The organism is Morganella psychrotolerans, from assembly GCF_001676155.1.
Taxonomy (GTDB): Bacteria; Pseudomonadota; Gammaproteobacteria; order Enterobacterales; family Enterobacteriaceae; genus Morganella; species Morganella psychrotolerans.
The window spans coordinates 144,018-158,791 of the sequence record NZ_LZEW01000031.1; the positions used below are offsets into that span (position 1 = coordinate 144,018).

Annotated in this window: 13 protein-coding genes and 1 pseudogene; 3 read left to right on the forward strand and 11 right to left on the reverse strand. The window is 50.6% G+C overall.

Annotated elements, in window-relative coordinates; translation table 11 throughout:
- Position 1 precedes the first annotated feature (1 nt).
- The 3 genes from glpT to AYY16_RS16735 all read right to left on the reverse strand — a co-directional run bounded on the left by glpT (position 2) and on the right by AYY16_RS16735 (position 4,303).
- A complete protein-coding gene (glpT, locus tag AYY16_RS16725) occupies positions 2–1,354 on the reverse strand; it encodes a glycerol-3-phosphate transporter (protein ID WP_067369224.1) in 1,353 nt (450 codons plus the stop codon).
- A gap of 546 nt (positions 1,355–1,900) precedes the next feature.
- The gene (glpK, locus tag AYY16_RS16730) at positions 1,901–3,406 is read right to left on the reverse strand and encodes a glycerol kinase GlpK (RefSeq protein ID WP_067369227.1); all 1,506 of its coding nucleotides are present in this window, start codon (positions 3,404–3,406) and stop codon (positions 1,901–1,903) included.
- A 78-nt stretch (positions 3,407–3,484) separates the two neighbouring features.
- Entirely contained in the window at positions 3,485–4,303 is an 819-nt protein-coding gene (locus tag AYY16_RS16735) for an MIP/aquaporin family protein (RefSeq protein ID WP_067369230.1), read from the reverse strand.
- A 314-nt stretch (positions 4,304–4,617) separates the two neighbouring features.
- Here AYY16_RS16735 and zapB point away from each other — a divergent pair, with 314 nt between their 5' ends.
- Positions 4,618–4,860 carry a cell division protein ZapB gene (zapB, locus tag AYY16_RS16740; RefSeq protein WP_067369231.1) on the forward strand — a complete coding sequence of 81 codons (243 nt, stop codon included), beginning with the start codon at positions 4,618–4,620 and terminating at the stop codon, positions 4,858–4,860.
- 403 nt (positions 4,861–5,263) lie between these two features.
- Here zapB and rraA read toward each other — a convergent pair whose 3' ends face one another.
- The 7 genes and pseudogenes from rraA to priA form a co-directional block, all read right to left on the reverse strand.
- Complete coding sequence (gene rraA / locus AYY16_RS16745) at positions 5,264–5,812, reverse strand: ribonuclease E activity regulator RraA (protein WP_067369234.1); 549 nt, start codon at positions 5,810–5,812, stop codon at positions 5,264–5,266.
- 128 nt (positions 5,813–5,940) lie between these two features.
- Entirely contained in the window at positions 5,941–6,870 is a 930-nt protein-coding gene (locus tag AYY16_RS16750; RefSeq protein ID WP_067369237.1) for a 1,4-dihydroxy-2-naphthoate polyprenyltransferase, read from the reverse strand.
- Between the two features lie 393 nt (positions 6,871–7,263).
- Positions 7,264–8,598: an HslU--HslV peptidase ATPase subunit gene (gene hslU / locus AYY16_RS16755; protein ID WP_067369240.1), complete on the reverse strand. Its 1,335-nt coding sequence runs from the start codon at positions 8,596–8,598 to the stop codon at positions 7,264–7,266.
- Positions 8,599–8,609: 11 nt separating this feature from the next.
- Entirely contained in the window at positions 8,610–9,140 is a 531-nt protein-coding gene (gene hslV, locus AYY16_RS16760) for an ATP-dependent protease subunit HslV (RefSeq protein ID WP_067369243.1), read from the reverse strand.
- Positions 9,141–9,241: 101 nt separating this feature from the next.
- Positions 9,242–10,058, reverse strand: a pseudogene (ftsN, locus tag AYY16_RS16765) (cell division protein FtsN).
- Between the two features lie 88 nt (positions 10,059–10,146).
- Complete coding sequence (cytR, locus tag AYY16_RS16770; protein ID WP_067369247.1) at positions 10,147–11,172, reverse strand: DNA-binding transcriptional regulator CytR; 1,026 nt, start codon at positions 11,170–11,172, stop codon at positions 10,147–10,149.
- Positions 11,173–11,611: 439 nt separating this feature from the next.
- Positions 11,612–13,813, reverse strand: a complete 2,202-nt coding sequence (priA, locus tag AYY16_RS16775; protein ID WP_067369328.1) for a primosomal protein N' — start codon at positions 13,811–13,813, stop codon at positions 11,612–11,614.
- On the opposite strand from priA, the gene AYY16_RS21480 reads away from it, so the two are divergent.
- Both AYY16_RS21480 and rpmE read left to right on the forward strand, forming a co-directional pair.
- Complete coding sequence (locus AYY16_RS21480; RefSeq protein WP_263317267.1) at positions 13,812–13,937, forward strand: hypothetical protein; 126 nt, start codon at positions 13,812–13,814, stop codon at positions 13,935–13,937. The two genes, priA and AYY16_RS21480, sit on opposite strands and share 2 nt — an antisense overlap.
- A 180-nt stretch (positions 13,938–14,117) precedes the next feature.
- Positions 14,118–14,333: a 50S ribosomal protein L31 gene (rpmE, locus tag AYY16_RS19990; protein WP_067422912.1), complete on the forward strand. Its 216-nt coding sequence runs from the start codon at positions 14,118–14,120 to the stop codon at positions 14,331–14,333.
- A gap of 121 nt (positions 14,334–14,454) precedes the next feature.
- On the opposite strand, the gene metJ is transcribed toward rpmE, so the two are convergent.
- Positions 14,455–14,772, reverse strand: coding sequence for a met regulon transcriptional regulator MetJ (gene metJ, locus AYY16_RS16785; RefSeq protein WP_004236602.1), 318 nt, complete (start codon positions 14,770–14,772; stop codon positions 14,455–14,457).
- Positions 14,773–14,774: the final 2 nt, after the last annotated feature.

Below are 14,774 nucleotides of genomic sequence, written 5' to 3' on the forward strand. Positions count from 1 at the left end.
ATTATGCCTTTGCGTTGATGGCATCTTCATGATGCTTTTTCTCACCGCGCATGACAACGAACAGTAAGACCACGGCGAGCACGCTGCCGCCAATCATTACACCGAATCCGCCATCCCAGCCGAAATAATCGACAGTGAAACCAACAATGGTACTGGCTGCCACGGAGCCGCCAAGGTAACCGAACAGACCGGTAAAGCCTGCTGCTGTCCCTGCTGCTTTTTTCGGGGCGAGTTCAAGAGCATGTAAGCCGATAAGCATAACCGGTCCGTAAATCAGGAAACCGATGGTTATCATGCACGCGATATCAATGGATGGATTTCCCGGCGGGTTCAGCCAGAATACAACAGTGGCGATTGTCACCAGGGTCATAAAGAACATGCCGGTAGCACCACGGTTACCTTTGAAGACTTTATCTGACATCCAGCCGCAGAGCAGTGTCCCCGGGATACCTGCCCATTCATATAAGAAATAAGCGACAGAATAGCCTTTGATATCGAAATGTTTAACTTCCTGTAAATAGGTCGGTGACCAGTCGAGCACACCATAACGCAGGAGATAAACAAAGACGTTGGCGATAGCGATATACCACAATAATTTGTTCGGCAGAATATATTGCATGAAGATCTGTTTTGCGGTCAGTTCTTCTTCACTTTTCGCCGTGTAATCATCGGGATAATCATTTTTATATTCTTCAATCGGTGGCAGACCACAGGATTGTGGGGTATCGCGCATTAACGCGAACGCAAACAGCGCCACCAGAATGGCGGCAAAAGCCGGCATATAGAATGCGGATTTCCAGTCACCAAACCAATACATTCCCAGCAGCATCAGCATTGGCGGTAAACCACCACCGACGTTATGTGCGCAGTTCCAGACGGAGACAATACCGCCGCGCTCTTTCTGGGACCACCAGTGAACCATGGTGCGCCCGCACGGCGGCCAGCCCATCCCCTGGAACCACCCGCAGATAAATAACAGCATAAACATCACCCAGATACTGGATGTTGCCCACGGCACAAACCCCATAATCAGCATAATGGCGGAGGCGAGGATAAGCCCGGTCGCGAGAAAATAACGCGGGTTTGCGCGATCCGAAAAGGAGCCCATGATAAATTTGGATAACCCGTAAGCGATTGAAATCGCAGACAGCGCTGTCCCCAGTTCACCCCGGGTAAACCCTTGCTCAATCAGGTGTGGCATCGCCAGCCCGAAGTTTTTCCGCACCAGATAATAGGCGGCATAGCCAAAAAATATCCCTATAAAGATCTGCCAGCGTAAGCGGCGGTATGTCGGATCAATACGATCATTGCTGAGCCGCTTAATATGTGGCGCAGGTTTAAACAGGCTTAGCATATGCGTCTCCTTCGCTAAGATTTTTTATTAATTAGTTATACTCGTCATACTTCAGGATGCCTGTGTGTTGACTGCGCTCAGCCCGCCTGGTCACATACTTATGTATGCTCCCCGGCGGTCAGAGCTTGTCGCCTGCATGCATCCGGAATTATTTAGAGTATGTAACGGTATCCCGGCATGATGACCGATTTTTCCGTTATTAATTTTCCTTTGCGGGCGAATAATATTCGTTTTTGTTCGTTATTACTGTGAATCACGGCACACAGTGTTACATATTGATTACACACAGTGATTTTTTGTGATCAATGATCGGTATTTATAGGTTTAATCTGTTTTTATTGGTCGGTATCGGGTCTGGCGGGGTTTTGTTCTGTGGGTGACTATTTATTTCGCGCATTATTTATTTAGCGCATTCTTTATACCCAACGTCATTCAAGGTGCAGTCAACGAACCTGCGGTTTGAATGAATAAGGGTATAGTAAATAAAAAAAACCGCCGGTATGAACCGGCGGCAAAGTAAAGAATAAAACAACAGAAAACAGAGGATTAATCGTGGTCTTCCCAGTCCTGTGCGCGGACAACCGCTTTTTTCCAGCCACTGTAGCGGACATTCCGCTCAGTGGTTTCGATGCCGGGACGGAATACTTTTTCAATGGTGGATTTGGCTTTAATCTCTTCCAGATCCTGCCAGAAACCGACAGCTAATCCGGCAAGCAGCGCTGCACCCAACGCTGTACTTTCGCGGATAAGCGGACGCTCAACCGGGGTACCCAGAATATCGGACTGGAACTGCATCAGGAAATTATTTGCCACAGCGCCGCCATCCACACGCAGGGCTTTCAGACGGGTACCGGCATCTGCCTGCATTGCTTCCAGCACATCACGGGTCTGATAGGCGATGGATTCCAAAGTAGCGCGGATCAGGTGATTACTGTTCACACCACGGGTCAGCCCGAAAATCGCACCACGGGCATACGGGTCCCAGTACGGCGCACCCAGACCGGTAAATGCAGGTACAACATACACGCCGTTACTGTCTTTGACTTTAGTTGCAAAGTATTCTGAATCAGTAGCGTCAGCAATGATTTTAAGTTCATCGCGCAGCCACTGAATGGATGCGCCACCCACGAATACCGCGCCTTCCAGTGCGTAATTCACTTCGCCGCGCGGACCGCAGGCAATCGTCGTCAGCAGACCATGCTCAGACCGGACAGCTTCTGTTCCTGTGTTCATCAGCAGGAAACAGCCGGTGCCGTAGGTATTTTTTGCCATGCCGGACTGCACGCACATCTGACCGAACAGCGCGGCCTGCTGGTCACCGGCCATACCGGAGATAGGAATACGGGTGCCGCCTTTCCCGCCGATATTGGTTTTGCCGTAAACTTCAGATGAAGCTTTGACTTCCGGCAGCATAGCGCGCGGGATACCGAACAGATCCAGGATAGTCTGATCCCACTCTAGGGTGCGGATATTGTAGAGCATGGTTCGTGAGGCATTGGTGTGGTCGGTGACATGCACGCGCCCTTGCGTCATGCGCCAGACCAGCCAGGTATCAACGGTGCCGAACAGCAATTCGCCTTTTTCGGCTTTTTCGCGCGCACCTTCGACATTCTCGAGGATCCACTTCACTTTTGTGCCGGAGAAATAGGGGTCAATCACCAGTCCGGTATTTTTCCGGATATATTCGACTATTTCCTCATCCTGTTTCAGATGAGTACAGTAATCTGAGGTACGGCGGCATTGCCAGACAATGGCGTTGTAAACCGGCTTACCGGTTTCTTTTTCCCAGACAATAGTGGTTTCACGCTGGTTGGTGATGCCGATAGTCGCGATTTCATCCGTGTGCACATCTGTTTTCGCCAGCACTTCTGTTAATACAGAGCTTTGCGTTGCCCATATTTCCATCGGGTCATGCTCTACCCAGCCCGGTTTCGGGTAGATTTGGGTAAATTCACGCTGTGCTATCTCGATAATATTAGCATCACGATCAAAAAGTACTGCCCGTGAACTGGTGGTTCCCTGATCCAGTGCGACGACATACTTTTTTTTCACGGGTGATTGTTTCTGTTGTCATATTAAAACCTATTTAATTTTTGAGTGAACAAACACGCGGTAATGTACCGTACGCGATTATTTTTCATCCTTGATTTCACACACTTCACAAGGCAGATGGCGGCCGATCAGTTTGCGGTAACCAAACGCGCCGAGTAATCCGCCGACAACCGGGGCCAGCAGAGGGACAAGAAAATACGGGATATCACGCCCGCCGGTGAAGGCAATATCTCCCCAGCCACCCAGGTAAGCAACCACTTTAGGGCCAAAGTCACGAGCCGGGTTCAGGGCAAAGCCGGTCAGCGGTCCGAATGAACCGCCGATAACGGCAATCAGCAGACCGATCAGCAGCGGGGCGAGCGGACCGCGCGGTACGCCGTTGCCATCATCTGTCAGCGCAAGGATAAGGCAGACGAGGATAGCGGCGATCACTACTTCAATAAAGAAAGCCTGACCGACACTGACAGGCGCTGCCGGATAGGTTGAGAATACTCCGGCGGTAAAGAGGCTTTCCTGTGTGCCACGGACAATATGGTGTACCTGGTCATAATCAAGGAAGACATTGTAATACATGGCATAAACCAGCGCGGCGGCGGCAAACCCGCCGAGAAACTGCGCCACAATGTAAGGCAGTACTTTGCGGCGCTCAAAGCAGGCAAACAGCCAGAGTGCCAGCGTTACCGCCGGGTTCAGATGCGCCCCGGAGATAGCGGCAGTCAGATAAACAGCGAGTGCAACGCCCAGCCCCCAGATAATACTTACTTCCCATAATCCCAGTTGCGCTCCGGCAATGCGGGCAGCCGCCACGCAGCCTAAACCAAAGAAGACCAGTAATGCTGTACCCATAAATTCGGAGAGGCATTGCCCGAAGAGGGTAGGAGATTTCATTAGACTCATAGTATCAATCCTGATAATGCAGAGAAGGTGAAATAAGTGTGAATTATTAACAAATCATGTTCTTCGTGTATCAGACATATGTCTGAGTGTGAATTTATCGTTAATGAGCGGAAACGAGAAATAACGAAATCAAAATCTGCGTGTCCCGTCAACAAATTGAGCGATTTCGCTTATTTTATAACAAATGAACAACAAAGAACCGTGATAACAGCCGGATTTTATTCTGCGGAAGAATGAGGAATACACGGGATGTGACTGGACACATTGATAACACCTACTTACAATCAGTGCATCGCTTACATGGAGGACGCAAGATGTCATTTGAAGTATTTGAAAAGCTGGAAGCAAAAGTCCAGCAGGCAATCGACACCATCACACTGTTACAGATGGAAATCGACGAATTAAAAGAAACAAACACTAACCTCAACCGGGAAGTGCAGAATGCAACGGGTCAGCATGAAACGCTGGTACGTGAGAATGAGCAGCTGAAGCAGGAACTGAACGGCTGGCAGGAGCGTCTGAGAGCGTTGTTGGGTCGTATGGATGACGTCCAATAATTACGCGTCATCCTTCGCTCTGTGGCTGCGTTGGCTTTGTTCGTCCGCCCCGGTCACATACTGATGTATGCTCCTGGGGCCGTCCTCACTTCGCCGCCTTGTCACAGAACGAATGATTTAGCGTAATCTGCGCGTCATCCTTCGCTCTGTGGCTGCGTTGGCTTTGTTCAGCTACCCCGGTCACATACTTGTGTATGCTCCCGGGGATATCTTCACTTCGCCGCCTTGCCACAAAACGAATGATTTAGCGCAGTGTTTGAATAAGTTAATGTGCGGCGGGAAGTTAATCCGGTTTTCGGTGGTGAGTTGTTAAGCTTGTTCTGAAAATGGGTAGCATCTGCGTCAGAAATGCAAAAGGGCGGAATATCCGCCCTTTTTGGTGTTTGTGTTCCGCGAATGTTAATTAATTTGCGGTAAGTTCATCTTCACCGTCTTCATCATCGTTTTCTTCATCATCTTCCGGTGCGTCCAGCGGGACGTCAGATAAGATGATCCCGGTATTATCTGCATACAGATAATCGCCGGAGAAGAATGTCACGCCACCGAAATTGACGCGGATATCACTCTCGCCGATGCCTTCAGAAGCACATCCGGCCGGGATTGCCGCCATTGCCTGGATACCGATATCCAGCTCAGACAGGTCATCAACCTGACGGACAGCACCATAGAGCACAATTCCTTCCCATCCGTTCTGTACTGCGAGAAACGCCAGCTCTGCATCAATCAATGCGCGACGGACAGAACCGCCTCCGTCGATAAGCAGGATGCGTCCTTCTCCGTTTTCTTCCAGGAGATCAAAGAGCAGTCCGTTATCTTCGAAACACTTAACGGTGGTAATTTGTCCCCCGAATGATGAACATCCCCCGAAGTTGGAAAACAGGGGTTCAACGACATTCACATTTTCCTGGTAAATGTCACAAAGCTCGGAGGTGTCGAAGGTATCATTTTTCATAGGATTTTATGTCTGGTTGCTGCCGGATAGGATCAGTATAGCCCCTTCCTGCTGCTGTTTGCAAAATCAACAGCAGGCCGCTTTCCGATCTGAATCAAGGAAGCGGCATATTTCGGCGTATTCTGTGTTTACAGGCGCGACCACACAAGCCCGGCTGAAAATAATATATTCACCAGCAGTGCGGCTTTAACCATTTGCTCCAGCAACGGGCGCATTCCTACGGCACTCATATCACCCAGTACCCGTCTGATATGCATGAACAGAACCGGTGCGGAGAGCAGGAACAGCCAACTGTGCCAGCTATGCATGTACAGCAGGGTGAAGAGAATAAGGCAGAGAAACGCACTAATAATCAATGCAGTATGGTAATGGCGCGACTTGAGCGGTCCCAGTCGGACAGCCAGGGTATTTTTACCGGCAATAATATCATTTTCGATATCACGCATATTATTGATATTCAGTACAGCAACGGATAACAGACCACAGGCGGTTGCCGGCAGGATGGTCAGTGAACTGAAATGACCCGCCTGAAGGTAGTAAGCGCCGATAACACTCAGCCAGCCGAAGAAAATAAGCACTGAAACATCGCCCAGCCCGAGATAGCCATAAGGTTTTTTCCCGACGGTATAGGTGATAGCGGCGATAATTGCAGCAACACCCAGCCCCAGAAAGCCGACAATATCTTCCGGTTTTTCACAGGCGACAATAATCAGAGCCAGTCCGGAAAGACAGGCGAGGGTGACGGTCAGGATCAGCGCTTTTTTCATCTGTGCGGCGGTGATAATGCCTTTTTGCATGCCCCGCAGCGGTCCGAGGCGGGCTTCGGTATCACTGCCTTTTATCGCATCACCGTAATCATTTGCCAGATTCGAGAGAATTTGCAGAATACCGGTTGTGATAAGTGCCAGCAGTGCGACCGGAAATTTAAAATGACCGGTCCAGTATGCCAGCGCCGAGCCGGTAATAATGGCAATTACCCCGAGAGGTAATGTCTTGGGCCGCAGGCTTTCTAACCAGGCTTGGGTACGACTGACCACAGGTGGGGCGGTGACTGACATTGACGCTCACTTACTTTTTTCAGAATTTGATAGTAACGACAAAAATAATGGGAGATATACCCTTATTCATTCAAACTGCAGGTTCGTTGGCTGCATTCATCCAGCCGGGTCACATACTTATGTATGCTCCCCGTCTGTCTTCTCTTGCCGCCTGCCTGCATCTTGAATGACGTTGGGTATAAATATCCCCCATTATTGTCTTTTATTTCAGACCGCCGGACGTATATCACCGGGCGGTCTGAATGACATTGAGTCTATACCCTTATTCATTCAAACTGCAGGTTCGTTGGCGGCACTCATCCAGCCGGGTCACATACTTATGTATGCTCCCCGTCTGTCTTCCCTTGCTGCCTGCCTGCATCTTGAATGATGTTGGGTATAATTATTATCGAATTACAGAATAAAGCGACTTAAATCTTCATCAGCAACCAGCTGATCCAGATGATCTTTCACATATTCTGCATTGATCTCAATGGATTGCCCCTGTATTTCACTGGCATTGTAGGAAATATCTTCTATTAATCGTTCCAGCACCGTATGCAAACGACGGGCACCGATATTTTCGGTGGTTTCATTCACCTGCCATGCAGACTCTGCAATTTTACGGATGCCATCAGTCGTAAAGGAGATATTCACGCCTTCTGTCGCCAGCAGGGCTTTGTACTGTACCGTCAGTGAGGCATTCGGTTCAGTCAGGATACGTTCAAAATCTTCCGTGGTTAATGCCTGTAACTCCACACGGATTGGCAGACGACCCTGTAACTCAGGGATAAGGTCTGACGGGCTGGATACCTGGAATGCACCGGATGCGATAAACAGAATGTGATCTGTTTTTACCATGCCGTGCTTGGTGGAGACAGTACAGCCTTCAACCAGCGGCAGCAGGTCGCGCTGAACACCTTCACGGGAAACATCCGGACCGGAGGACTGACCGCCGCGCTTACAGATTTTATCGATTTCATCGACAAACACGATCCCGTGCTGTTCGACGGCTTCAATTGCCTGCTCTTTCAGCTCTTCCGGATTGACCAGTTTTGCGGCTTCTTCTTCGATAAGCAATTTGAAGGCTTCTTTGATCTTCATTTTGCGAGGTTTTTGTTTCTGTCCGGCGAGGTTCTGGAACATGGACTGTAACTGATTCGTCATCTCTTCCATGCCGGGAGGCGCCATAATTTCAACACCCATTGAGGATGCAGAGACTTCAATTTCAATCTCTTTGTCATCCAGCTGACCTTCACGCAGTTTTTTGCGGAATGCCTGGCGGGCAGTTGATGGCTCAGCCGGGCTGTCGGTCTGTCCCCAGTTATTTTTCGCCGGCGGAATCAGCACATCCAGAATACGCTCTTCTGCCATTTCTTCGGCACGGTGGCGATTTTTCTCAATGGATTGCATACGCACCATTTTGATGGCGGAATCGGTCAGGTCACGGATAATGGAATCGACTTCCTTACCCACATAACCGACTTCAGTAAATTTAGTGGCTTCCACTTTAATAAACGGCGCATTCGCCAGCTTTGCCAGACGACGGGCAATTTCTGTTTTACCGACACCGGTCGGACCTATCATCAGAATATTTTTCGGCGTCACTTCGTGGCGCAGCTCAGCATCAAGCTGCATACGGCGCCAGCGGTTACGCAGTGCGATGGCAACGGCGCGTTTAGCTTTATCCTGCCCGATAATATGGTTATCAAGCTCACTGACGATTTCGCGTGGAGTCATTTCAGACATAAAATCGATCCTTATGATTTTGAAGATAATTCTTCAAAATTCTGATTATGGTTGGTGTAGATACAGATATCACCGGCGATAGTGAGAGCGCGCTCTGCGATTTCGCGGGCGCTCAGATCAGTGGTTTCCAGCATGGCGCGGGCAGCAGCCTGGGCGTACGGACCACCGGAACCAATGGCAATCAGATCATTTTCAGGTTGGATAACATCGCCCTGGCCGGTGATGATCAGTGATGCAGTTTCATCTGCCACGGCCAGCAGCGCTTCTAATTTGCGCAGCATGCGGTCTGTCCGCCAGTCTTTTGCCAGCTCAACAGCGGCTTTTGTCAGGTGTCCCTGATGCATTTCAAGCTTGCGTTCAAACAGTTCAAAGAGTGTAAAGGCATCTGCGGTGCCCCCGGCGAAACCGGCAATAACTTTGTCGTGATAGAGACGGCGGACTTTGCGGACATTACCTTTCATGACGGTATTACCCATTGTCGCCTGTCCATCACCACCAATTACGACCTGGCCATTACGGCGAACACTTACGATTGTTGTCATGAATCAGCCCCTGGTTGTGCTAAAAAAAGATAGAGAGACACCGCAGGATTTGACCCGGTGGTGTCGAATTAACTTTAGATATGGGGGAGGGTTGAAGGTTTTCAACCCCCGGTGGAGCGAAGAATACAATTTGTTACACCGGCATCAGAGGCACGGCTTTTGACAGATTGAGCAGCAGACTTATCATACGGTCCGAGCATTACCCGATACCAGCCACCGCCTTGTGAGACGCGGCTTTCAAGCCCGGAGAATGCAAGACTGGCGCGGACACTCTCCGCCTGCTCTGTTTCCCGGAATGACCCGCACTGGATTAACCAGCGCTCAGCTTCCGCTTTCGGTTTTTCCTGTACCGGCTGTGGTTTTGGTTTTTCAGCCGGTTTCTCCGCAACCAGTGGTGCGGTGCGCGGGGTGTCTGTCTGCATCCGCAGCGGCTGATTCGGCTCGGTGATAACTACCCTGGAGCGCGGTACTTCGCCATTTGCAGGCACACCCTGTAACTGAACCGGTGCCTGCTGCATATCGGATTGCATCTGCTCCAGTAACTGGCGCTGTTCCTGCGTTAGTTTAGCACCCGGGTCTATCCGGTTTACCGGCGGCTGAGTGCTGTTGTAATACTGTTCCGGAACGCCCGCTTCACGGTTTTCCAGTTCTTTAATATAGCGCCAGCGCTCTTCCGGAATCGGCGGAAGCCCGTTATTTGTGCTCTGCTGATGTGCCGGAGGTAATGCACCAGCCGCATCCGACGGATTTTTTTTGTTATGGACCAGATAAAAAAGTCCGCCGACAAAAAGGACAACCAGTGCCGCCGCAATGACTAACGTCGTAAAAGGGAGACCTTTAGCCTGACCTTTTTTCCGTGATTTACTTTTTTTTACGCGGTGCTGAGCGACCACGTCCCACATAATCTCGTTGTGCCACTATTTCAATTCGCTAAATGAGTCGACTAAGGAAACGTAAGAAAATATCTTATTCAGCCTTACATGTTACTGAATATGGCGGTTTTTGCCTAGCTTTTAGGCGCACAAGCACTTTCTCTGATGATTAAATCAGAATCCAGGAGCCGTGATCCCTTAGCAACAGCGCGTCCCTGCAACTGTTCCAGCAGCAGTAAAAAAGAGTGGCGGCCTATCTCATAGCGGGGTTGTGCAATCGTTGTCAGGGTCGGGGAGCAATATTGCGCCGCCGGTAAATCATCGAAACCCACCACAGAAAGATCCCGTGGCAGTGTCAGCCCCTGCTGTCTGGCAGCCCAGAGAACACCAATGGCCATAATATCATTGTGACAAAAAATAGCGGTGGGTGGTTCGGGCAGCGCCAGCAGTTGTGCGGCACAGGCGGCACCACTTTCGTGTGTGAAATCCCCGCGAACCAGATATTCTTTGCGCACCGGCATTCCCATCCGGCGCATTGCCTGAATATACCCCTCGATACGGTACTGGCAGAGAGGTAAATCTTCCGGACCTGAGATACAGGCTATCCGCCCGTGTCCCAGTTGCTGCAAATAGTGTGTGGCATTAAACGCCGCCGTCAGGTTATCAATATTGACAGTCGGCAGCTCCAGTTCCGGTGCAAATTCATTTGCCATCACCATCGGCGGGAGATGGCGCTGTTCATCAGGGCGGTCAAACGGGACGTTCGAGCCGAGTAACACCATGCCGTCAATTTGTTTGGTGACAATCAGGTTAAGGAATGTGTGTTCCGGTTTGTGCTGATAACGGCAGTCGCCAATCAGCACAAGATAGCCATGCTGCGCGGCAATTTCTTCAATTCCGACAATGATATCAGTAAAAAAAGGGTCGCCGATGTCAGGCACGATAACAAGAATGGTGCGGGAATCATTACGTTTTAATCCCCGGGAGAGATTATTCGGGTAGTAACCGACTTCCAGAACGGCATTTTCAACTTTCTGCCGGGTTTGCACCGACACTTTTTCCGGGTTCATCAGCGTTCGTGAAACTGTCGCTGTTGAGACGCCGGCAGCGTTAGCGACATCTTTCATGGTCGCGCCGGTATCATTGCGGCGTTCTTCCATCGTTGGTTCCTTTGTTTACCCTGTAAGTGAATTATCTGTGCGGTTTTTGTGATTGTTGTATACCCTTATTCATTCAAACTGCAGGTTCGTTGGCTGCATCCTGAATGACGTTGGGTATCATCCGCTGTTTTTGTCACATGCCTGTGAAAAACCGCCTGAGCTTCATAAGTAAAACGCAGGCGGCTTATTAATTGTTCTATACCCTTATTCATTCAAACTGCAGGTGTGTTGGCTACGCTCAGTTAGCCGGGTCACATACTGATGTATGCTCCCCGTCTGTTTTCCCTTGCCGCCTTCCTGCATCCTGAATGACTTTGGGTATATATTCAGCGTTATTCTAAACCCTTTGTAAAACTAATCCGTTACCCGGTTTGCATAAAACTGTGAGATATCTCAATTTTTTCGATATTACACGCATTCCCGTCCGGTAAGTAAAGTATCAGCCATCAGTCGGATCCACATCAACATTCCAGCGGACTTTCCGGCTTTCGGGCAACTGCTGAATATGCGGGATAGCCTGTGCGACAATTTTTTGTAACTGGCTGCGTGACGGGTGCTGTAACAGTAACTGCCAGCGGAAACGCCCGCCGCGCTTAGCCTGAATTGCCGGAAGCGGTCCCATCAGCCAGAAATGTTCATCCCGCAGAGGGTGTGATTCAAACAACTGACGAACGGTTTGCAGGAATGCCCCTGCGCGCTGGTTATTCTGATCTTCCGCGCGGATCATCACCTGACTGGTATAAGGCGGCAGACAGACACTCTGGCGCTCATTCAGTGCCTGTACCGCAAACGCACCGTAGCCTTTGTCCAGCAGGACCGTCAGCAGCGGGTGTTCCGGATGGTGGGTCTGTAAAACCACTTCCCCGCGCTTTCCGGCACGACCTGCCCGCCCGGAAACCTGGGTGTATAACTGTGCAAAACGCTCGGCTGCCCGGAAATCCCCGGAGAACAGTGCCCCATCCACATCCAGCAGTGCAACCAGTGTCACATCCGGAAAGTGATGACCTTTTGCCAGCATCTGCGTACCGATGAGGATCCGCGCACCGCCCTGATGAACTGCGGCCAGGTGCTGTTCCAGCTCACCTTTTCGGCTGGTGGTATCGCGATCCAGCCGCGTTACCGGAATATCCGGGAACAGCGGCGTGATGCCATCTTCCAGTTGCTCTGTACCCAGACCGACCGGCACTAATTGTGTGGAGCCGCACTTGGGGCACTGCTTTGGTACCGGACGCTGGCTGTCACACTGATGGCAGCGCAGCATGCGATGGTTCTGATGCAGTGTATAAAAGTGATCGCAGCGCGGGCATTCTGCTATCCAGCCGCACTCATGGCACAGTAGCGTCGGTGAATAGCCACGGCGGTTGAGAAACAGAATGACCTGATTATCCGCCGCCAGATGATGACGGATCCGTTTTATCAGCGGCTGTGATAAGCCGGTTGTCAGCGGAAGACCTTTCAGATCAAGCAGATGTTGATCAGCAAGCTGTGCATTTCCCGCCCGTTGTGTCAGCGGCAGCAGACGGTATTTTTTCTGTCTGACATTGCACAGTGTTTCCAGCGAAGGCGTGGCGGTTCCCATTACGATAGGAATATTATTTTTCTTGGCGCGGAAAACCGCGAGGTCGCGGGCATGATAGCGCCAGCCATCCTGCTGTTTGTAAGAGCCGTCGTGCTCCTCATCAATAATAATAATACCGAGGGAGGCAAACGGCGTGAACAGCGAGGAGCGGGTGCCGATCACAATCGCGGTATCGCCGCGCTTTGCCCGCAGCCAGACCGCGAGGCGTTCGCTGTCATTCATACCGGAATGGAGAATATCCACCGGAGCATGAAAGCGCGCCCGGAAGCGGGAAATAGTCTGCGGGGTCAGCCCGATTTCCGGCACCAGAACCAGTGCCTGATGACCTTCTGCCAGCACATTTTCCAGTACGCTCAGATAAACTTCCGTTTTGCCGGAACCGGTCACGCCATCCAGCAGCCACGGCGAAAACTGATGCTGCTCCGCGCGGATAGCGCCGACTGCGGTTGCCTGCTCAGTATTGAGTTTCAGGCGCTCGCCGGTGACGGCAAAATCCGGCCGCCAGTCTTTTGCTTCCGGTTGTACATCATTGAGTGCGATCAGGGCTTTCTTTTTCAGCCCCTGTAACGCGCTGTCGCTTAATTCATATTCGCCGGTCTGATGGCGGTAAACCGGCTGGCGGCGCAGGCAGGCCAGCGCCTGCTGTTGTTTCGGGGAGCGCTTCAGAGTATGGATATCAATCTCTGCCCCTTCCGGGGTGACTTCCCAGCGCCACAGCGGTGTGAATGCCGCTTCTTTGCCCTGGCGCAGCAGGATAGGCATGGCGTGAAACAGCACTTCGCCTAACGGATAATGATAATACTGTGCTGCCCAGTTCAGCAGCGGCCATAAATCGCCCGGAAACAAGGTGTCATCGTCCGGACACTCTGTGACCGCTTTGAGTTTTTCCGGGCTGAAAGTGCTGCTCTCTGCCAGTTCCGCAACAATTCCGACTGCCTGTTTTTGCCTGCCGAACGGCACAATGACCCGCGCACCCGCCACAGGACAGGGCAGGTTATCAGGCAATAAATAATCAAACGTTTGTGTCAGAGGGACTGGCAAGATGACCCGGACGACTGTCATGATAATTTCCACAATAGGCAACAGGGCTGCGCGCGCAAAAGCACAACAGCCGGAAAAAGCGCAAAAGCGACTGAATAATAACCGGATTTTAGTGTATACCCCGGAAAACACGACTATTTTATAGGCCGTATCACATTCAGAATACCACGAAAAGCCGTCGGATTTCATTGCATGGTTCCCGGATATTCTGTATGATCCGCCGCCTTTGGTAATTAAAATACCAGCGACAATTTATCATCAACACGACGTATGGTGTCCGGCAACAATGTCCGGATGGCGATGCGGCCTTAACTGAGGTTTTCCCATGAAAAAAGGTATTCACCCTAATTACGCAGAAGTCACTGCAACCTGTTCTTGCGGCAACGTAATGAAAGTTAACTCAACTGCAGGACACGACTTCAACCTGGACGTCTGTGGCGAATGTCACCCGTTCTACACCGGCAAACAGCGTGATGTTGCAAGCGGCGGCCGTGTTGATCGCTTTAACAAACGTTTCAGCGTTCCTGCTGCGAAGAAATAATGATACAGCGCAGATTTGCGCGCTGAATCTGATAAAAAACGCCCTGAATGAAAATATTTCACAGGGCGTTTTTTTTATGTCATTCTTTTAGTTGTTGTAACACGTAACACGCGGATAAAACTCAATATTCCCACGTATCCGGGTCAACCCCATGCTGGCGCATAATCTCTTTCGCCACTTCCGGGATTTCATCACTGCGCTCTTTACGCAGGTCATCATCATCCGGCAGCGGTTGTCCGGTAAAAGCATGCAGGAATGCTTCACATAACAGTTCACTATTGGTGGCATGGCGCAGGTTATTCACCTGGCGGCGCGTACGCTCATCCGTTAAAATCTTCAGTACTTTCAACGGAATAGAAACTGTGATCTTCTTTACCTGCTCACTTTTTTTGCCATGCTCAGCATAAGGGCTGATATATTCGCCATTCCATTCAGCCATGA